Here is a 19,787-nt window from a genome sequence, read left to right on the forward strand (position 1 = left end):
GTAACGGACGAAGAAAAAGTCAAAGCGAAGGCGAAGGCTGTAGCAGCTGCAAAAGCAAAAGCGGCAGCGTTGGCGAAAGTGAAAGCCTCACAAGGTGATGGGGATTCTGGAGATGAGAAAGCAAAGGCAATTGCAGCCGCGAAAGCGAAAGCCACTGCTGCGGCAAGGGCAAAGGGAGCTGTAAATAAGATAGAAGATGAACCGCAGCAGGAAGAACCATCAGTTAACCAACCACATTTAAATCGCTATGTGGAGATTGTTAAGGAGAAGATAGGGGAATATGCATTAGTAGATTCCTATATTAATAAGCTTTCAAAAGATGTTCCAACGCTTGTGGTGGAGCCTTCAAAATATTATGAAGTGATGGAATTAATGCGATTCCATGAGGGACTTGCTTTTGATTATATGTCAGAGCTACATGCGACGGATTTTGTGACACATATGGAAGTGTATGTTCATTTATTTTCATATGGAAAGAAACAGTCAGTAGCAGTGAAGGTAAAGCTGGATAGGGAAGCGCCGCAAGTAGAATCGGTGACGCCGCTTTGGAAAGGGGCAGATTGGCCGGAGCGTGAAGCGTATGATTTGCTCGGTATTGTATTTGAAGGTCATCCTAATTTATCTCGCATTTTAATGCCAGATGATTGGGTAGGGTATCCGCTTAGGAAAGATTATGAACCGTATGATGTGGAGGTGTAGCTTGTGATCCGTACGGAAGAGATGCTCTTAAATGTAGGACCGCAGCACCCGAGTACACATGGTGTGTTTCGGCTTGTAATTAAGATTGACGGGGAAATTATTAAAGAGGCTACACCGGTTATCGGATATTTGCATCGCGGAACAGAAAAGATCGCTGAGAGCTTACAATATACGCAAATTATCCCGTATACAGATCGAATGGACTATTTATCAGCAATGACGAATAATTACGTCCTTTGCCATGCTGTAGAGACGATGATGGATCTTGAGATTCCGGAGCGTGCTGAATATTTACGGGTGCTTGCGATGGAGCTTGGGAGAGTTGCGAGTCATCTCGTCTGGTGGGGGACGAACTTGCTTGATATAGGAGCGGTTAGCCCGTTTCTATACGCCTTTCGTGAACGAGAGATGATTATAAATTTATTAACTGAATTGTGCGGTGCAAGGCTTACTTTCAACTATATGAGAGTTGGCGGCGTGAAGTGGGATGCGCCAGACGGCTGGATTGAAAAGGTGAAAGAGTTTGTTCCATATATGAGAGAGCAATTGGCAGGTTACCACGATCTCGTTAGCGGAAATGAAATTTTCTTAAATCGTGTGAAAGGCGTTGGCGTATATAACGCCGAAGAGGCAATTTCATATTCTTTAAGCGGAGCGAATTTACGGTGCACGGGGGTAAAATGGGATCTTCGTAAAGATGAGCCGTATTCTATTTATGATCGTTTTGACTTTGATGTTCCTGTTGGGAGCGTGGGAGATGCTTGGGATCGCTACGTTTGCCGGATGGAGGAAATTGAGGAGTCATTGAAAATTATTGAGCAAGCAGCCGAGCAGTTCCCGAAAGACGGCGCTGTGCTGGCGAAAGTCCCGAAAATTATTAAGGCACCTAAGGGAGAAGCGTTCGTCCGTATAGAGTCACCACGCGGGGAGATTGGATGTTATATTGCTAGTGATGGAAAGAAAGAGCCGTACCGTTTGAAATTTCGTAGACCGTCTTTTTATAATTTGCAAATCTTACCGAAATTATTGAAAGGTGAAAATATCGCCAATTTAATTACGATTTTAGGTGGGGTTGATATTGTACTTGGGGAGGTTGACGGCTAATGATTGAGACGCTCTTACAATCACCTTCAAGCTGGACGAATTTCTTCATTTTTTTCGGGTTAGCGGTGCTTCTATTATTTGCAGTCCTTGGCTTCGTTACATACGGTATTTTGGCAGAACGGAAAGTGATGGGATTTATGCAAGGACGGATTGGGCCAAACCAAGTTGGGGGCCGGTTCGGTTTACTCCAAACGGTAGCTGATGTTTTGAAACTATTGTTAAAAGAAGATAGCATTCCGAAAGCTGCTGATAAACCGTTGTTTATATTAGCGCCTGTTATTGCATTCGCACCAGCATTTATGGTGCTTGCGGTTATCCCGTTTACTGATAAATTTCAGTTCGCGGATATTGGCGTAGGGTTACTGTATTACATTGCTGTTTCTGGGATTACGACGATCGGAGTTGTAACTGGGGGATGGGCATCAAATAATAAATATTCCCTTTTAGGAGGGATGCGTGCGGCGGCGCAAATGATTTCTTATGAGATTCCACTTGTGATGAGTGTAATTGGTGTCGTTTTGTTAGCTGGTAGCCTTAATTTAAATGAAATTGTAGCGGCGCAAGAGAAGGTATGGTACATTTTCGCACAGCCAATCGGTTTCGTCATTTTCTTAATCGCGGCAGTTGCAGAGTTAAATAGGACACCGTTTGATTTACCCGAAGCGGAGTCAGAACTTGTTTCAGGATATCATACGGAATACTCAGGGTTTCGCTGGGCGTTTTTCATGCTTTCAGAGTATGTATATTTTTTCGGAATGGCATCTTTAATTACAGTACTCTTTTTAGGCGGATGGAATCCAGTTATGTTCCTTGGATTTATTCCAGGAGCCGTATGGTTTGCTTTGAAATTCAGCAGTGTGGTCTTTCTATTAATTTGGTTCCGCGTTACGTTTCCGCGTATAAGAGGTGACCAGTTAATGGAGTTTGGCTGGAAAGTATTATTACCGATCGCGCTTGCAAATATTTTCTTAACGGCATTGATTAAGGAGCTATTCTTCTAATCTATAAAGGGGGTGCCAGTAAGAGATGAAAGGACTATTTAAAGGGTTAAAATATACGCTTAGTAATTTGAGTAAGAAAAAGGTGACGTATGATTATCCGAATCAACCGTTGCCATTACCAGACCGCTTTCGGGGTATTCAAAAGTTTTATCCAGAGAAATGTATTGTTTGTAATCAGTGTTCCAACATTTGTCCGACAGATTGCATTCAATTAACGGGAAAAAAACATCCTGATCCTACGAAAAAAGGAAAAATTATCGACACGTACGATATTAATTTTGAAATTTGTATTCTTTGCGATTTATGTACAGAAGTTTGCCCGACAGAGGCGATTGTAATGACAAATAACTTTGAACTCGCAGAGTATTCACGTGATGATTTATTTAAAAATTTGCAGTGGCTTGACGAGAACGACGAGAACGTCAGGAAGGAGAATAAAGCATGAATGGCGAGTTTGTAGCTTTCTTTATATTATCCTTGTCTGCGATTATCGGTGGTGTTCTTATGCTGAATTTAACGAAAGTAATGCATATGATGTTGGCCCTTGTGCTTACATTCCTTAGTATTGCGGGTGTGTACTTTCTTTTATCAGCTGAATTTATCGGAGTTGCACAAATTTTACTTTACTCTGGTGCGATCACTATTATTATGATTTTTGGCATTATGTTAACGAAACATAACGCGGAAAATGAATCGCGCCTTACTCTTCGAAAGTGGATTATCTTCTTTGCGGTTGTAGCATTTGGAGCAGTTATGTATTTCGCTGTTAATAGTATCGATTTTTCAAATCAAAGCACACAAGGAAGTTTACCTCTCCATGAAAACAACACACTTCAAATCGGTACACTTCTCTATTCAAAATATATTATTCCATTTGAGTTAACCTCAGTTATTTTACTTGTAGCACTTGTAGGAGCGATTATCCTTGCGAAGAAGGATGAGGGAGAGGAGGATTCCCATGAGTAGCGTTCCAGCTTCTGCGTATTTAACACTTGCGATTATTTTGTTTTGCATCGGCTTATTTGGAGCTTTAACAAAGCGAAATACAGTAATTGTATTAGTTTGTATCGAATTGATGCTTAACGCGGCCAATTTAAATTTAGTAGCGTTTAGTAAATTAGGCTTGTTTCCGAATTTAACAGGACAAATTTTTTCGCTGTTTACGATGTCTGTAGCGGCAGCGGAGGCAGCGGTAGGTCTTGCGATTTTGATTGCTTTGTACCGTAATCGCCCGACAGTTCATGTAGATGAGATGGATACGCTCAAAGGATAGCATTGTGACCGAAAAGGGGGAAGGAAACAATGATCGATTATGCATGGCTCATACCGCTTTTCCCGCTTGTTTCGTTTTTGTTACTTATTGTGTTCGGGAAGAAAATTAGAGAGGGAAGTAGTGTACTAGGTATTTTCTTTACCTTTCTCTCCTTTATATCCGCGGTAGTGGTACTAATAGAACGGTTTTCATCCGAGGCAGTGAAGCATAAGTGGGTATGGCTTAGGGTAGGAGATATAGATATATCATTTGGTTTTGAAGTTACCGCATTAGGAGCTTTAATGTTGTTTATCGTTACGCTTGTGAGCTTTCTTGTACATGTGTACTCAAAAGGTTATATGAAAGGTGACGCCAGATTATCAACCTTTTATGCATATTTAGGGCTCTTTACCTTTGCGATGCTTGGGCTAGTTATATCGACGAATTTATTACAGCTTTATATATTTTGGGAGTTAGTCGGCCTTGGTTCGTTTTTACTTATCGGTTTTTATTTCTTTAAAGAAGAAGCGAAGGCTGCTGCGAAAAAGGCTTTTATTATGACACGCATTGGGGATGTTGGGCTATTTGTTGGGATGATTTTAATTTTTTGGCACGCAGGTAGTTTTGAATATGACGCGATTTTTAAAGCGATTCATACGGGCGACCTCTCTCCTTCTATGATTACAATAACGGCGATATTAATTTTTATCGGTGCGATGGGGAAATCGGGTCAGTTCCCGCTTCATACATGGTTGCCAGATGCAATGGAAGGACCGACGCCTGTTTCGGCGCTTATTCACGCGGCAACGATGGTTGCGGCCGGCGTATATTTAGTAGCGACGATGTTTCCGCTATTTTCAGCAAGTGCGGTAGCGATGCAAACTGTGGCAATCGTTGGGGCTTTCACCGCAATCTTTGCGGCCTCTATTGGTCTAGTGCAAACAGATATTAAGAGGGTTCTTGCTTATTCTACAGTTAGTCAGCTCGGGTATATGATGCTTGCGCTAGGCTCTGCTGGTTATGTAGCTGGTATCTTTCACTTAACGACACACGCCTTTTTTAAAGCATTACTGTTTCTGGCAGCAGGAAGTGTAATTCATGCAGTCCATACGCAAAACATTAATAAAATGGGCGGTTTACAGAAAAAGATGAAAGTAACCGGTGCACTATTTTTAATAGGCACACTTGCAATTAGTGGTGTTCCTCTTCTTTCCGGATTTTTTAGTAAAGATGAAATTTTAGCGGCTGCTTGGATGAATGGCAATTACTTTCTATTCGTTTTAGCAGTAATTGCGGCATTTCTAACAGCGTTTTATATGTTCCGTCTATACTTTCTTGTCTTTACAGGGGAAACGAAGACGAAGGAAGAGGTGCATGAATCGCCTCGCACCATGACGTATCCGATGATTGTCCTGGGTGTTCTTGCGGTAGTGGCAGGCTATATAAATACACCGTGGTTCGGGACGTTTCTTGGGGATTGGCTGACGAAGGATATAGGATTCAAGGTGAAGGAAGTGCATGGACCTGTTTGGATTATGGTTGTTGCGACGCTCGTGTCATTCGCTGGAATTGCCCTCGCATATTCCATATATGGTAAGAAATCTATCTCTAGAGATTGGGCCGGCGGAGAAGGGACGCCTCTTTATAACCTTTTGAAAGAAAAATATTATGTGGATGAACTATACAATGTGACGGTGCTTCCTATTACGAAAGGAATCGCTCATGTGCTTCGCTTATTTGAAGTATACGTTGTAGAAGGAATCGCAGTTTTAATTGCTGGATTCGTTAAAGGTATGAGTGGCCTAGGATCACGGCTTCAAAACGGGAATGTACAAGTGTATGGAACTGTAACAGCAGTTTCGCTCGCAGTGCTCCTAATTATTTTGTTATATACGGGAGGGGATTTACGATGAATGGATTGCTATTAACGTTCTTCATTTTTTCCCCACTTTTAGGAATTCTCTTGCTTTTATTAACGCCGAAACGAGAATCGCGTACAGTACAGGCGCTTGGTTTATTCGGAACGGCGCTTCCATTTGGAATTGCTATCGTCCTTGCTTGTACATACGCTTCAGGAAAGAGTTTATCGATATTTGATGAAAAAGTGAAATGGATTAAATTTGGGGATTTCACAGCAGTGGACAAAAGGTGGTTTTCAATTTATTACGAGCTTGGTATTGATGGTTTATCGCTTGTAATGATGGTGCTCACAGCCCTTCTAGCGATGCTTGCAGCTATTGCGGCATTTTCTATTAAAAGAAATTTGAAAGCATTCTACATGCTGTTACTCATGTTAGAAATAGGGATGCTCGGTGTCTTCGCTGCTAAAAATTTAATGCTGTTCTTCATCTTCTTTGAAATTACGTTGCCGCCAATGTTTTTATTAATTGGCAAGTGGGGGAAATTGTCGAGTGAAAAGGCTGCATATAGTTATTTAATATATAACGGTATTGGATCAGCTATTTTACTTATCGTTTTCTCGGTTTTATTTGCGAAAACAGGTACGACAAATATTGCGGAGCTTAAAGAAATATTAACGAGTGTAGGTGCTGGGGGAGGAATGGCTGTCTCAAGTAGCTTACAGTTCGGCTTGTTTCTTGCCATAATGATTGCTTTTGCGATTAAACTCCCTGTTTTCCCTTTGCATCGCTGGATGGTCAATGTACATATAGAAGCGCATCCGGCCGTAGTTATGCTTCACGCGGGGGTTTTGCTGAAGATTGGTGCGTACGGTATTGTTCGTTTCGGGAAAGGACTATTCCCAGAATATTTTCGTGAGTTTGCAACGCTAATTGCGATTTTAGGAGTCATTAATTTATTGTACGGAGCCTTTCTAGCACTCATCCAAACGGACTTTAGAAAGGTGCTTGCTTACTCTAGTATTTCGCATATGGGCATTGTATTAATGGGTCTTGCGGCGTTAAATGCACCAGGTACACAAGGGGCGCTGTTCCAAGTTGTGTCTCACGGTTTAATTGCGGCCTTGCTCTTCTTCTTGCTTGGCATTATTGAAGAGCGTTTCGGGACTTCGGATATTACAGCACTTGGTGGACTCGCAAAAAGTGTTCCTGTGCTTAGCGGTTTCTTCCTAGCGGGCGGTATGGCATCGCTTGGAATGCCAGGGATGTCTGGATTTATTAGCGAATTCCTTGCCTTTCTCGGTTTATTCCAAGGAAAACCGGTTATCGCCGCCGCGGGTGTACTTGGAATTATTTTGACCGCTGTATACGTATTAAGAGCGACACTTCAAGTGACATTTGGTAAGAAAGAATGGGAAGCGAAATCTGATATACACGGATGGGAGTACGTTCCTGTTATAGTGCTTATCGTTTGTATTATTGTAATTGGCGTAATGCCAGAATTACTAGGGGATCCACTTCAAACTACATTGAAAACATTGGGGGTGAAGTAGGATGGATATGAACACGTTACTTAGCTTATCATGGCATCTCATGGTACCAGAATTTATTATTCTCGGAGCTGCCATCCTTCTTTCCATATGTGATTTGTTTTTTAAGCTGAACCATAGGTACGTAGCGATTGGTGCAATTGCCGCTGCCCTGTTAGCGATAGTGTCATTAATTTCGCTATACAGCGAACCGGCAGGAGATATTTTAAATGGATCGTTTGTGCTAGATGGATTTTCAAAAGGATTTAAAACGTTGTTATTAATCGGAGCAGCTCTCATCTTATGTATGGCAATGAGCGATGACAAGAAGGAGCCTATCGGGGATAAGGGAGAATATTATTATTTAATCTTAATGGCGCTTCTTGGAGCGATGTTCATGGCTTCTAGTGTTGATTTCATTACACTATTTGTAGGTTTAGAGTTGCTTTCGCTTTCTTCCTATATTCTAGTAGGAATCCGAAAAAGAAACCGCGCATCGAATGAGGCTGCAATGAAATATGTCATTAACGGAGGAATTGGAACAGCAATTACACTCTTTGGAATGAGTTATTTATACGGCATTACAGGGTCGACCAACATAGTGGAAATGCAAAAGGCATTTACGCAAGGATTGGCCGGGGGCATTCAATTATTGTTAGCTCTCGCATTTCTACTTTTGCTCGTTGGACTCTCATTCAAAATTGCAACAGTGCCATTTCATATGTGGGCACCAGATGTGTATGAGGGAGCGGCTACACCTGTCACTGCTTTCCTCGGAACGATTTCTAAAATTGCTGGATTTCTACTCATTACGCGTTTGTTTCTTATGGTGTTTGCAGGCGTGGCAATCCAAGGAGACGCACAATCTTTGTACGGGCGTATGAGTATATACATTGCTGTACTAGCTAGTATTACGATGATTATTGGGAATGTAGTAGCATTAAAGCAATACAACGTAAAACGTCTATTTGCCTATTCAGGTATCGCGCATGCTGGGTATTTGCTCGTGCCTCTTGTAGCGCTATCACAGTTTACGATGGATAGTATGTGGTTTTATATGCTTGCATATATGCTTATGAATATAGGCGCATTTGCAATCATTCACGGATTAATCTTACAAAATGATAAGGAAAATATGACGATTTTTACAGGGTTATACAAGCGATCCCCATTTACAGCTATAGTGATGACGATCTTTATTTTATCATTAGCTGGAATACCGGGAACGGCAGGTTTCATCGGGAAAATTAACATCTTTTTAGGGGCACTTCATGTTGAGCCTGCTCATTACGTATTAGCTTCTATTATGATGGGGACAACAGTTATTTCATTTGTATATTACTTCCGGATATTACAGCAAATGTTTTTCCGTAATGGAGAGACAGACGAGAGAGTTCAGTTACCGTTAAATATAAAGATTGTCATGAGTCTTTGCGCAATTTCAATTGTAATACTGGGGATTATGCCGATGATTGGTTACAATTTCTTCTATGAATATTTTCCATTAATGAAAGATTTCTTCTTCTTAGGGAACGTGGTACAATAGTAAAAATAAAAGGTGTAGAGTCCGTACTCTACGCTTTTTATTGTGGAGTAACAGCAAATGAAAACACCTGTAGGTATATGTTTTTTAACAGAAAATTACGATGTAAAATGTAAGATGCTTATTTACGTGTGAAAAAGTGTGGCTTCTACTTATTTATGGTATCGTTTTTTACATTTTGCGTAAGTAGTAGCCAAGCAAAAAAAGGGGTCGATTTTTTGGCACATCTTTTAGGGCAACAAGCACTGATTGCCATTGTTTCACATTTACTATTTATTACCATTACGTGGTGGGCCTTACAAGGTATTCACATTGAGCGCTTAATGAAGTCTGGGAAAGTGATGCAGACGAGAGTATTACTCACCCTAATTACAATTACAATTGGGACATCTGTAAGTAACTTTTTCCTTGATTATTTAGGCTATTCAAAGAGTTTAACGTATTTAGTAAAGTAAGTGTATAGAACCTCATATCTCCGTTAACAATGGGGATAGGAGGGGATGAAATTGAAGTTTAAAGCCATTCTTATCGTTATCGTGAGTGTTGTTTTATTTTTGGTTGGATATAAAGAGATGAAACCTATAAGCGATGAGCAGAAAATGGAGAGCATGATTGCAGCTTTAGAGAAAAATGATGCAAAAGTAGAGCGGTGGTCATGGTTAGCGCGAGAAACGAAAACAATTTCTAATATACATACGTTTCAAAAACTGTTAAACGATGTGAAGGAAGAGGCAAACATTGAAAGTTGGGAATTAGAACAATCTCCAGATGGATATAAGGCTACATCCTATAAAAAATCTTCTTCACATGAAGAACGAATAGTAGTAACTTGGAGTAAGGAAAATACTAAAGAAAACACTTTCATTATATTTGAAGTAAGCGGGGCGAAATGGGACCCAAAGTATGTTCAGAGAATGAATGGGATTTTTAGCGAAAAACCTATAATTTACACTTGTGTTCAAGGTGTATTGAATGATAAGATTGAAGGTGTTTTGCAAAATAAAACCAATCAGGTTTTGAAAGATCTTTCAGCAAGAGCGATCGAGCAGATAGAAGAAAGAGCATTTGTATCAGTCTCCGCATATAATAAAAAGTGGAATGACGCTCTTTCAACAAATAGAGAGAAAATAAATGTGCAAATAGCAATACGTTCTACAAACAACAAAGATACAATTGTGGTTGGCACACCGATCATAACTTCTGAGTATTGAGTGAATAGATACTGAAAAAAGGACACGGAGGGGAATAATTTGGAAAAGATCATCGTCCGTGGCGGAAAGCGGTTAAGCGGCACAGTGCGTGTTGAGGGCGCAAAAAATGCTGTATTACCTATAATCGCTGCAGCCCTATTAGCGAGTGACGGAAAGAATGTACTATCTGAAGTACCAGTATTATCTGATGTATACACAATTAACGAGGTATTACGTCATTTAAATGCTGAAGTCGTATTTGAAAATAACCAAGTAACAATCGATTCTTCTAAAGAATTAAACATTGAAGCACCATTTGAGTATGTACGTAAGATGCGTGCATCTGTTCAAGTAATGGGACCATTATTAGCACGTAACGGTCGTGCTCGTATTGCACTTCCTGGTGGATGTGCAATTGGTTCACGTCCAATTGACCAACATTTAAAAGGCTTCGAAGCAATGGGAGCGAAAGTAAAAGTTGGTAACGGATTTGTTGAAGCACACGTAGAGGGAGAACTAAAAGGAGCTAAAATTTATTTAGACTTCCCAAGCGTAGGCGCAACAGAAAACATTATGTCTGCAGCTACATTAGCAAAAGGGACAACAGTCCTTGAAAACGCAGCGAAAGAGCCAGAAATCGTTGACTTAGCTAACTTCTTAAATGCAATGGGAGCGAAAGTACGCGGTGCTGGAACTGGAACGATTCGTATTGAAGGCGTTGAGAAATTATATGGTGCAAACCACCCTATTATTCCTGACCGTATTGAAGCAGGAACATTCATGGTTGCAGCGGCAATTACAGGTGGAGACATCTTAATTGAAAATGCTGTGCCTGAACATTTACGCTCAATTACAGCGAAAATGGAAGAAATGGGTGTTAAAATTATTGAGGAAAATGAAGGTGTACGTGTTATCGGCCCAGATAAGTTAAAAGCGGTTGATATTAAAACTATGCCTCATCCAGGTTTCCCAACAGACATGCAATCACAAATGATGGCATTATTACTACATGCTGATGGAACAAGTATGATTACAGAAACGGTATTCGAAAACCGCTTTATGCACGTTGAAGAATTCCGTCGTATGAATGCTGATATTAAAATCGAAGGTCGTTCTGTAATTATGAACGGTCCAAGTAGCTTGCAAGGTGCTGAAGTAGGCGCAACTGATTTACGTGCTGCAGCAGCATTAATCTTAGCTGGTTTAGTATCAGAAGGTTATACTCGTGTAACAGAGTTAAAACATCTTGACCGTGGTTATGTAGATTTCCATAAGAAATTAGCTGCATTAGGTGCAACTATTGAACGTGTAAACGAAAAAGTAGAAGAAGTGAAAGAACAAGAAGTTTCTGATCTTCACGCTTAATTAAAATAGTCTCTATGTCTTTTGACGTAGAGGCTATTTTTTTTTGGGTTATTACTGTTATAGTCAATAAATTCTATACTTATGCACGTCTCAGTAAAAATATTTAGAAAATTTTCTTTTTATCCGGCTATTTGCGTTCAGTAAGACTCCCACCTCAAAACTCCACCTCATTAAAGTTTCACTTTATATCGATACCCCCAAGTATGTTCTAAAAAATCCCGTAGTTCCATAAGAATGAAAGGAATCCAACTTTATATTGGGGGAATAGGATGAAATTTTCAAAGCCACTTTTCATTACAGTAGCGCTCCTAATAGCGCTCGTTATCATTGTACCTGCTGCTCTTGTTATTCCGTTTGCGAAAGCAAAAGTAGGGGAAGAAGCAGCTTCTAAAACTCCTCCAGCGATAGAAAGTATACCAGCTCCAGGGAAAGTGGATACAGCGGTTCAAGTTGCTGTATATCGTGATCAGCAGAAGAAGGTAGAAACATTACCTATGGAGGAGTATGTGACCGGTGTAGTAGCTTCTGAGATGAATGCCAGCTTTGAAATAGAGGCGCTAAAGGCGCAGGCATTAGCAGCAAGAACATTTGTAGTGCAGCGTATGCTAAGCGGTGGTAAGAAAAACAATGCGGACGTGACAGATACGGTGAAAGATCAAGTGTACAAAAGCAAAGAGGAATTGAAGAAACAATGGGGTAATAACTACGAAAGTAATTTAAAGAAAATTGAGGAAGCCGTTTCGAAAACCGCAGGACAAGTTTTAACGTATGATGGAAAACCAATTTCAGCATCCTTCTTCTCAACGAGTAACGGACGAACAGAAAATGCAGCTGATTATTGGGGAAATGATTATCCGTACTTAAAGAGTGTAGATAGTCCGTGGGATCAAGCCTCTCCAAAATTTACGAGTGAGCAAACATTCACAGTAGCTGATTTTCAAAAACGCCTCGGTGTGAAAGTACTAGCGGACGGAAAGGTTGGTAATATTAAAGACCTTACGGAAGGAAAGCGAGTAAAGGATGTAGCGTTTCAAGGAAAAACATTAACAGGAAAACAAGTTCGTGAAAAGTTAGACTTACGCTCCTCAGATTTTACGTGGAAACAAGAAGGAGATAACATCACCGTTACAACGAAAGGGTTCGGTCACGGCGTCGGTATGAGCCAGTACGGTGCGAATGGTATGGCAGCGGAAGGTAAGAAATATACAGATATAGTCGCTCATTACTATAAAGGTGTTGAAATAAAGACGATGAACGAGTATGAAGGGAAATTGATGGTGAAAAAATAGAACGCAAAAGAGACCGTCTCAAAAGGTGTTTTGGGACGGTCTTTTCATATGTATAAGTTGCTACTATTGTCGATTTTGGGGCAGGTCCTTATTTGTTATGGCACTTCATAAAAAAACATAATTTTCCATAAATTGTTTGATATAATTAGAGAAAAACATTTGGAGGAGACAGAATGGCGTTATTGGAGTTGAAACAGTTAGGGAAGACGAACCAGTTACCAGCAATTGAACTAGAGGTTGAAAAAGGGCAATGTGTTGTTTTGCAATGTAATAATCATACAGCTAAAGTGTTGCATCGTATTATTATCGGAGAAGAAGAGGCTTCTTCGGGCAGTTTGTTATTTGAAGGGGAGCCGATTGGAAAAAAAGTATATTCACGCATCGGTTTTTGTTTTTTGAAAGATGAAGCATACGACCGTTTGAAGGTGAAAGAGTACTTCAAGTTTTTATTAGGGCTTTATGAATCAAATATGAGTATAGAAGAAGTAGTACAATATGTCGGTCTCCTAGATAAGTTAAACGTTAAAATAGAAAAATTATCATTTTCAGAGAAACGCCGTCTTCATATTGGGAGGATTATGATTCACAATCCGGATTTAGTCATTTTAGAAGAGCCAGAGCAAAATGTAGATACAGAGAGTACTATTATTATTCGAAAATCGATTATGAAAATGAAAGAACAAGGAAAGGCGATTTTTATTACGTCATCTTTCTTATCGGACGCACTTTCGTTAACAGAAGATGTATACATATTAAACAACGATGGCGTGAAAAAGGTAGAAATAGAGCAAGAAGAAGTAGATGAAGAAAAAGTAGTTCAAATGATTCCGCAAATGAAACTTGAAAGAATTCCAGCGAAAGTGAACGATAAAATCATTTTACTGGATCCGATGGAAATTCATTTCATTGAAACACAAAATGGAGTGACACATATTCATGTGCGCGAAGGAGATTTCGTATGTGCATTAACATTAAGTGAATTAGAAACGAGATTAACAGGATTCGGATTCTTTAGATGTCATCGTTCGTACCTCGTTAATTTACAAAGAGTACGAGAAGTGATTACGTGGACACGTAATAGTTTTAGTTTAATTTTGGATGACGAAAGAAAAAGTTCAATCCCGCTTTCAAAAGGACGAATGGATGAGTTAAAAGGTGTAATTGGGCTATGAAAATGCTCCAATAAGCTCAAAATACGATTCGTTCACCGGTAAAAATACTCCTTTTACCGGTATTTTACTGCGTAAACCCTTTGTTTTTCATATGATTGAGTCAAGAAAAGCGAAACAACCAAACGAAAAGCACTAAAGCGACTTCCATCTATAAAAAGAAAAACAAAGGGGATGACGAAATGACATTGGCAATTGAAATGAAAGATGTAATGAAAAGTTTCGATGGAAAAACGGCCCTTCGAAATGTAAATATTGAGGTGAAGCAAGGAGAAATCTTTGGATTCCTCGGACCGAGTGGATCTGGTAAAACGACAACAGTAAAAATATTAACATCTCAAATGCTTCATAGCGTTGGAACTGTAAGAGTATTAGGTAAAGACATTATAGGACCAAGCAGCATCGAGTACAAACGAATCGGTATTTTAACAGACAATAGCGGCTTATATGAAAGACTTAGCATTTATGATAACTTACTATTATTTTGTGACTTATATGATTGCAAAAAAGAACGAATTGATGAGGTACTAGCACAAGTGAACTTATTGGATGATAAAAAAACACAGGTGAAAAAATTATCAAAAGGAATGAAGCAGCGCGTCACATTAGCGAGAGCAATCCTTCATAAACCAGATATCCTCTTCTTAGACGAACCAACATCTGCACTTGATCCGGTAAACGTACAAAACATTCATAAAATCTTAAAAGACTTAAATAAAGAAGGAACAACGATTTTCTTAACAACGCACAACATGGACGAAGCAGAGACGCTTTGTAACCGCATTGCCTTCCTTTGTGGGGGAGAAATAGTAGCGCTTGATACACCTGAAAACCTTCGCTTGCAATACGCGAAAGATCAAATACAGGTTGTGTTAAAAGATAAACAAAAAGAAACGGTACAAAAAGATGAATTAGGAGCAAAACGCATTTCAGAATGGATGAAAAAAGGCGAATTACTATCCATCCATTCACACGAACCGACGCTAGGCGATATCTTTATTGAAGTTACTGGGAGGGGATTATAATGACATTTTCAATGAGAAGATTTTCAGCTATTTTTCGGAAAGAGGTACAGGATATTAAAACAAATGCATCGGTACTCGTAATGGCAGCAATGCCAATTATGTTTTCCTTTGTTTATCAACAGATGGATGGACCGAAAGATGAAATAGCTAATATGGTAACTTTAATGGCTTTAATAATGGTAGGAAGCTTTGTTCAAGCGGCTTTAATTGCGGAGGAAAAAGAAAAGCATACCCTACGTGTACTGATGTTATCACCAGCATCATCGTTAGAAGTGTTACTAGGAAAAAGCGCATTAACAGGTCTTATTACATTTGTAATTTGTATTAGTAACTTTTTCATTTTAGGTGTGGTAAAGGGGAATATGACTTTAATAGTTCTATTTTTACTTATTAGTATATTTTTCTTCCTTATGTTAGGTACGGCAATTGGATTAATAGCTAAAACAATGGCATCAACATCAGTAGTAGGTATGCCAATCCTATTTATTTTTTTTCTAGCCCCAATGTTAGGAGTATTTATTAAAAGTGAGTTTGTGAAAAAGGCAATCGAGTTTCTTCCAACGAAACACCTTGTGGATGCAATGCCAAAGCTAATGGCTGGGAAAGGTTTTTCAACTGTTAGTGGCGATTTTGTAAATATTATAATTTGGTGCGTACTTTCTATTATTCTTTGCATTATCGTTTATAAAAAGAAACAAATGGACTAAAAACTGAGCCAAAACGCTCAGTTTTTTCTTTTTTCATCATTTCCTCGGAAATTCCGCAATTCTTATACATATTTTTACAGATTTTGTCGAAAAGTAATTAGTTATAGGTTGTATAGGATGAGTGAATATTGTTCAAAATGATTGCTGAGGTGATGATGGAATGCGAGGAAGAAATAGTAAAAAGTCACAAAAGGTAGTACATTTATTTCAAAAAAGATGGGTGTTTCCGGCACTATACATTGCTTGTGCGGCGGTAATCTTAATGGTTGCGCTATGGTTCCAGGGAGCTAATCCAAAGAAAGCTCCGAACCAAGATCAAGCAACACCGTATACACAAACGGAAGATCCAGCAGTACCGGTAACAAAATCTTCAGAAGTAGTGAAAATGCCAGCTGCAGTAAATGCAGAAGTAGTAGTACAGAAGAAATTCTATGAAGATGCAGCATCAGAGGCGGAACAAGAAAAAGCACTTGTCTTTTATAACAACACATATTCCCCGAATAAAGGAATCGACATTGCTGCGAAAAACGGAAAAGAATTCGATGTTACAGCTGCTTTAAGTGGTACAGTAACGAAAGCTGAAAAAGATTCACTTCTTGGTTATGTTGTAACGGTAGATAGCGGAAATGGTGTAGCAGCATCTTATCAAAGCTTAGGCAGTGTGAAAGTAGAAAAAGGTGCAAGAATCGCGCAAGGTGAAGTGTTAGGGAAATCAGGTCTAAATGCAATGAATAAAGATGCAGGTTCTTACGTTCACTTTGAAGTACGTAAAGACAATGTGGCTGTGAACCCTGAGCGTTACTTAAATAAATCAGTAGCAGAAATTAAAGCTGATGCAGGTGCTGCAAAGGCGACAAATGCTTCAGGTAAAAAGGCTGATGACAAATCTCAAAAAGAAGAAAAGTCAACAAGCACGAAACCAGAAAGTAAAACAGAAGATAAGTCTAAAAAAGAAGAGAAATCAACAAGCGGCTCGACTAGTGATAAAGAGACGAACGGCAAACAAGATGAGAAATCTCAAAAAGAAGAAAAATCAACGAATGGTTCTACAGAATCATCTAACGGTTCTTCTTCACAAGAATAATAAAGTAAAAAAATCAGTTCTCATTAGGAGAGCTGATTTTTTCATTTTCATATAAAAATAATCAATTTCGAGAAAAAAGTTGCAATAACAAGGAAAAATGACGAGATTCCCGAATATATATTATAAAAGGGAGGGGATACTATGTCATTTTTATCTGTTCTGTCGATTGCTATTATTTTATTGTTTGTTTTATTCGCTTTATACTATTATATTGCCGGTAAGAAAGAAGTTCCCCACCATCAGTTGTTAGAAGAAGAGTATGAAAGAGAAGAGTGACACCTTTTATAAAGAGGTGTCACTTTTTTTCGCCATAATTGTCATTGTTAACGTATTTCTCACAAAAAAACGTAATTTTTCTTAACTTAGTCCGCAAAAATAGTGAACATGTAGCATATATCAGTAGTGCGGGCAATACAATGGTATAAACCAATGCAAAGAGAGTGTTTGAGGTGAGAAATCGTGAATCATTTCATTATAAATCCAAGAATGTTTAACGCTTACAAACAGCACTCACATTTACTTCATAGTCGTATGCAGCGAGTCTCATTTCACACTTCTCACATCCAATTTAGGGAGGCGAGTGGTGTGCACGATTACATCAAAGAGAGAACTATCAAGATTGGCAAGTATATCGTGGAGACAAGAAAGACAGTGCGTGTAATTGCAAAGGAGTTTGGGGTATCAAAGAGTACAGTCCATAAAGATTTAACAGAACGTTTGCCAGAAATTAATCCAGAGCTCGCAAATGAAGTGAAAGAAATTCTTGATTATCATAAGTCTATTCGTCATTTAAGAGGAGGAGAAGCAACAAAGCAGAAGTACCGTAAAGAAGATACAGAAAACCCTGTGCGCCAATAAATCTAAAATAGCAAACATTCCTTGCGAATTCGGTAATATTTTTCAGAAGAATTCTTTTTGCGAATATTACGTTTCTGTTAAATTTATGATAAAATCAGAAATTAGGTGTAAAAGAATTCGGGTATAACCTGATTTTGAATATCGAGGAGGAAATGACGGGAATGTTTGCGCGAGATATCGGAATTGACCTAGGTACGGCTAACGTATTAATTCATGTTAAAGGTAAGGGTATTGTGTTAAATGAGCCATCTGTTGTGGCAATTGATCGTAATAGTGGAAAAGTATTAGCAGTAGGTGAAGAAGCAAGAAGTATGGTGGGACGTACACCTGGTAATATTGTGGCAATTCGCCCGCTTAAAGATGGTGTAATCGCAGATTTCGAAATTACAGAAGCAATGTTAAAGTATTTCATTAACAAATTGGACGTGAAGAGCTTCTTTTCAAAACCTCGCATTTTAATTTGCTGTCCAACAAATATCACATCTGTAGAGCAAAAAGCAATTCGTGAGGCTGCTGAACGTTCAGGTGGTAAAACAGTATTTTTAGAAGAAGAACCAAAAGTAGCCGCAGTTGGTGCTGGTATGGAAATTTTCCAGCCAAGCGGAAACATGGTTGTTGATATTGGTGGAGGTACAACAGATATTGCCGTACTTTCTATGGGTGATATTGTTACCTCTTCCTCTATCAAAATGGCTGGCGATAAGTTTGATATGGAAATCTTAAACTACGTTAAACGTAAGTATAAGCTATTAATTGGAGAACGTACTTCAGAAAATATTAAAATTAAAATTGGTACAGTATTCCCAGGTGCACGCAGTGAAGAGCTTGAAATTCGCGGACGTGACATGGTAACAGGTTTACCACGTACAATTACAGTATGCTCGGAAGAAATTACAGAAGCACTAAAAGAAGACGCAGCTATCATTGTACAAGCTGCAAAAGGCGTACTAGAGCGTACACCACCAGAACTATCTGCGGACATTATCGATCGCGGTGTTATTCTAACAGGCGGTGGAGCTTTATTACACGGTATCGACATGCTTCTAGCAGAAGAATTAAAGGTACCAGTATTAATCGCTGAAAACCCAATGCAATGTGTTGCTGTTGGTACAGGTATTATGTTAGAGAATATCGATAAATTACCACGTCGTGCTTTGAAGTAAAGTGAAACTTTAAACAGTGGGAGGTTCATCTCCCGCTGATTATTAGCCTTCACCAATCGGGATAAAGTGAGAAGGACTAAGGTATCACACCTTGGTCCTTTTTTATTTTTTTATATCTTTATATTTTTTTAATTTATTAAGAAAATAGAAGAAAAATAAAGAAAAATAGAGAAAACAGGTAAAATATTCATATATATGGTTGAATTTAATATTTCCTTATTTGAAAACGTATATAATATAATGAGTCGAATACGACATTAAGGCAAAAAATGTTCGAATACATATTGCCTTTCCCTAATTTGGGCATACACTCTTTTCTACCTCCGTGTCAGTTGCTGAGAAGTGCAACTATTTTAATGGAATAGAGTGTGTGCATTTTTTTTATAAATAGGAAGTAAAATTTCACTTTATAATGACAAATAATAAACAAAATGGGATAATAACAATATGTCCAAGTGGTAAGACCAATATTGTAAAAGGGGCGATTGTTACATGCTAAATATAGAACAAATTAAAGAAATCATTCCTCACCGCTATCCATTTTTACTTGTTGATAAAATATTAGAAGTGGATGAGGGGAAAAGAGCGGTTGGAATTAAAAATGTATCTGCAAACGAGGAGTTCTTTAATGGGCACTTCCCAGATTATGCAGTTATGCCTGGTGTACTTATTGTAGAAGCATTAGCGCAAGTTGGGGCAGTTGCTGTATTAAAGAAAGAAGAAAACCGCGGAAGACTTGCTTTCTTCGCAGGCATCGACAATTGTCGCTTCAAAAAACAAGTACGCCCAGGTGATCAACTTCGTTTAGAGGTTGAAATGACACGCGTACGTGGTCCAATTGGAAAAGGAAAAGCAATCGCAACAGTAGATGGTGAAGTTGCATGCGAAGCTGAAATTACATTTGCAATTGGTGATAAAAAAGAATAGATAGAATAAAAAAATCTTCTTGT

General features: G+C 38.9%; 21 protein-coding genes. All 21 read left to right on the top strand.

What is annotated here, in order from left to right; all coding sequences use genetic code 11:
* Positions 1 to 699, top strand: a 699-nt coding sequence (locus V7038_RS10055) for an NADH-quinone oxidoreductase subunit C (protein ID WP_335470019.1), incomplete at its 5' end; no start/stop codon positions are given.
* Positions 700 to 702: 3 nt separating this feature from the next.
* Positions 703 to 1,803, top strand: coding sequence for an NADH-quinone oxidoreductase subunit NuoD (nuoD, locus tag V7038_RS10060; protein ID WP_002113028.1), 1,101 nt, complete (start codon positions 703 to 705; stop codon positions 1,801 to 1,803).
* Complete coding sequence (gene nuoH / locus V7038_RS10065) at positions 1,803 to 2,804, top strand: NADH-quinone oxidoreductase subunit NuoH (RefSeq protein WP_002144750.1); 1,002 nt, start codon at positions 1,803 to 1,805, stop codon at positions 2,802 to 2,804. Before nuoD ends, nuoH begins: the two co-directional genes overlap by 1 nt.
* Positions 2,805 to 2,829: 25 nt before the next feature.
* Positions 2,830 to 3,249: an NADH-quinone oxidoreductase subunit NuoI gene (nuoI, locus tag V7038_RS10070; protein ID WP_000677191.1), complete on the top strand. Its 420-nt coding sequence runs from the start codon at positions 2,830 to 2,832 to the stop codon at positions 3,247 to 3,249.
* On the top strand, positions 3,246 to 3,770 hold the full coding sequence (locus V7038_RS10075; protein ID WP_002113026.1) for an NADH-quinone oxidoreductase subunit J: 525 nt from the start codon (positions 3,246 to 3,248) through the stop codon (positions 3,768 to 3,770). The genes nuoI and V7038_RS10075 overlap by 4 nt, the downstream gene beginning before the upstream one ends.
* Positions 3,763 to 4,077: an NADH-quinone oxidoreductase subunit NuoK gene (gene nuoK / locus V7038_RS10080; RefSeq protein ID WP_000100081.1), complete on the top strand. Its 315-nt coding sequence runs from the start codon at positions 3,763 to 3,765 to the stop codon at positions 4,075 to 4,077. Before V7038_RS10075 ends, nuoK begins: the two co-directional genes overlap by 8 nt.
* A 29-nt stretch (positions 4,078 to 4,106) precedes the next feature.
* On the top strand, positions 4,107 to 5,969 hold the full coding sequence (nuoL, locus tag V7038_RS10085; protein WP_335470021.1) for an NADH-quinone oxidoreductase subunit L: 1,863 nt from the start codon (positions 4,107 to 4,109) through the stop codon (positions 5,967 to 5,969).
* Complete coding sequence (locus tag V7038_RS10090; protein WP_002113024.1) at positions 5,966 to 7,468, top strand: NADH-quinone oxidoreductase subunit M; 1,503 nt, start codon at positions 5,966 to 5,968, stop codon at positions 7,466 to 7,468. Before nuoL ends, V7038_RS10090 begins: the two co-directional genes overlap by 4 nt.
* 7 nt (positions 7,469 to 7,475) lie before the next feature.
* On the top strand, positions 7,476 to 8,990 hold the full coding sequence (nuoN, locus tag V7038_RS10095; RefSeq protein WP_070140170.1) for an NADH-quinone oxidoreductase subunit NuoN: 1,515 nt from the start codon (positions 7,476 to 7,478) through the stop codon (positions 8,988 to 8,990).
* A gap of 215 nt (positions 8,991 to 9,205) precedes the next feature.
* Complete coding sequence (locus V7038_RS10100; RefSeq protein ID WP_335470023.1) at positions 9,206 to 9,442, top strand: DUF1146 family protein; 237 nt, start codon at positions 9,206 to 9,208, stop codon at positions 9,440 to 9,442.
* Positions 9,443 to 9,493: 51 nt separating this feature from the next.
* Positions 9,494 to 10,198 (top strand): YwmB family TATA-box binding protein, encoded by a 705-nt coding sequence (locus V7038_RS10105; RefSeq protein ID WP_002159793.1) that lies wholly within the window; start codon positions 9,494 to 9,496, stop codon positions 10,196 to 10,198.
* 39 nt (positions 10,199 to 10,237) lie between these two features.
* A complete protein-coding gene (gene murA / locus V7038_RS10110) occupies positions 10,238 to 11,542 on the top strand; it encodes a UDP-N-acetylglucosamine 1-carboxyvinyltransferase (protein WP_002068497.1) in 1,305 nt (434 codons plus the stop codon).
* A gap of 269 nt (positions 11,543 to 11,811) precedes the next feature.
* On the top strand, positions 11,812 to 12,831 hold the full coding sequence (spoIID, locus tag V7038_RS10115; protein WP_070129223.1) for a stage II sporulation protein D: 1,020 nt from the start codon (positions 11,812 to 11,814) through the stop codon (positions 12,829 to 12,831).
* 173 nt (positions 12,832 to 13,004) lie between these two features.
* A complete protein-coding gene (locus tag V7038_RS10120) occupies positions 13,005 to 14,003 on the top strand; it encodes a LytTR family transcriptional regulator DNA-binding domain-containing protein (RefSeq protein ID WP_335470025.1) in 999 nt (332 codons plus the stop codon).
* Between the two features lie 179 nt (positions 14,004 to 14,182).
* On the top strand, positions 14,183 to 15,025 hold the full coding sequence (locus V7038_RS10125) for an ABC transporter ATP-binding protein (RefSeq protein WP_002198784.1): 843 nt from the start codon (positions 14,183 to 14,185) through the stop codon (positions 15,023 to 15,025).
* On the top strand, positions 15,025 to 15,732 hold the full coding sequence (locus tag V7038_RS10130; RefSeq protein ID WP_002198785.1) for an ABC transporter permease: 708 nt from the start codon (positions 15,025 to 15,027) through the stop codon (positions 15,730 to 15,732). Before V7038_RS10125 ends, V7038_RS10130 begins: the two co-directional genes overlap by 1 nt.
* Before the next feature lie 160 nt (positions 15,733 to 15,892).
* On the top strand, positions 15,893 to 16,816 hold the full coding sequence (locus V7038_RS10135; protein WP_335470027.1) for a M23 family metallopeptidase: 924 nt from the start codon (positions 15,893 to 15,895) through the stop codon (positions 16,814 to 16,816).
* 141 nt (positions 16,817 to 16,957) lie between these two features.
* Positions 16,958 to 17,092, top strand: a complete 135-nt coding sequence (locus V7038_RS10140) for a hypothetical protein (RefSeq protein WP_002016211.1) — start codon at positions 16,958 to 16,960, stop codon at positions 17,090 to 17,092.
* Between the two features lie 309 nt (positions 17,093 to 17,401).
* Positions 17,402 to 17,674, top strand: a complete 273-nt coding sequence (gene spoIIID / locus V7038_RS10145; protein ID WP_002089714.1) for a sporulation transcriptional regulator SpoIIID — start codon at positions 17,402 to 17,404, stop codon at positions 17,672 to 17,674.
* Positions 17,675 to 17,835: 161 nt separating this feature from the next.
* Positions 17,836 to 18,837, top strand: a complete 1,002-nt coding sequence (locus V7038_RS10150; RefSeq protein WP_002113009.1) for a rod shape-determining protein — start codon at positions 17,836 to 17,838, stop codon at positions 18,835 to 18,837.
* Positions 18,838 to 19,329: 492 nt separating this feature from the next.
* Positions 19,330 to 19,764, top strand: a complete 435-nt coding sequence (gene fabZ / locus V7038_RS10155; protein WP_000931959.1) for a 3-hydroxyacyl-ACP dehydratase FabZ — start codon at positions 19,330 to 19,332, stop codon at positions 19,762 to 19,764.
* Positions 19,765 to 19,787 lie beyond the last annotated feature (23 nt).

Source organism: Bacillus sp. JJ783 (assembly GCF_036963225.1).
GTDB classification, from domain to species: Bacteria; Bacillota; Bacilli; order Bacillales; family Bacillaceae_G; genus Bacillus_A; species Bacillus_A cereus_U.

Bases quoted from the DNA above. Each gene is read 5' to 3' on its own strand.
- V7038_RS10130 (WP_002198785.1), top strand. From the start codon at position 15,025: ATGACATTTTCAATGAGAAGATTTTCAGCTATTTTTCGGAAAGAGGTA.
- V7038_RS10140 (WP_002016211.1), top strand. From the start codon at position 16,958: ATGTCATTTTTATCTGTTCTGTCGATTGCTATTATTTTATTGTTTGTT.
- nuoI (WP_000677191.1), top strand. From the start codon at position 2,830: ATGAAAGGACTATTTAAAGGGTTAAAATATACGCTTAGTAATTTGAGT.
- V7038_RS10150 (WP_002113009.1), top strand. From the start codon at position 17,836: ATGTTTGCGCGAGATATCGGAATTGACCTAGGTACGGCTAACGTATTA.
- nuoN (WP_070140170.1), top strand. From the start codon at position 7,476: ATGAACACGTTACTTAGCTTATCATGGCATCTCATGGTACCAGAATTT.
- V7038_RS10125 (WP_002198784.1), top strand. From the start codon at position 14,183: ATGACATTGGCAATTGAAATGAAAGATGTAATGAAAAGTTTCGATGGA.
- V7038_RS10135 (WP_335470027.1), top strand. From the start codon at position 15,893: ATGCGAGGAAGAAATAGTAAAAAGTCACAAAAGGTAGTACATTTATTT.
- V7038_RS10075 (WP_002113026.1), top strand. From the start codon at position 3,246: ATGAATGGCGAGTTTGTAGCTTTCTTTATATTATCCTTGTCTGCGATT.
- spoIID (WP_070129223.1), top strand. From the start codon at position 11,812: ATGAAATTTTCAAAGCCACTTTTCATTACAGTAGCGCTCCTAATAGCG.
- nuoL (WP_335470021.1), top strand. From the start codon at position 4,107: ATGATCGATTATGCATGGCTCATACCGCTTTTCCCGCTTGTTTCGTTT.
- V7038_RS10090 (WP_002113024.1), top strand. From the start codon at position 5,966: ATGAATGGATTGCTATTAACGTTCTTCATTTTTTCCCCACTTTTAGGA.
- nuoH (WP_002144750.1), top strand. From the start codon at position 1,803: ATGATTGAGACGCTCTTACAATCACCTTCAAGCTGGACGAATTTCTTC.
- V7038_RS10120 (WP_335470025.1), top strand. From the start codon at position 13,005: ATGGCGTTATTGGAGTTGAAACAGTTAGGGAAGACGAACCAGTTACCA.
- fabZ (WP_000931959.1), top strand. From the start codon at position 19,330: ATGCTAAATATAGAACAAATTAAAGAAATCATTCCTCACCGCTATCCA.
- nuoK (WP_000100081.1), top strand. From the start codon at position 3,763: ATGAGTAGCGTTCCAGCTTCTGCGTATTTAACACTTGCGATTATTTTG.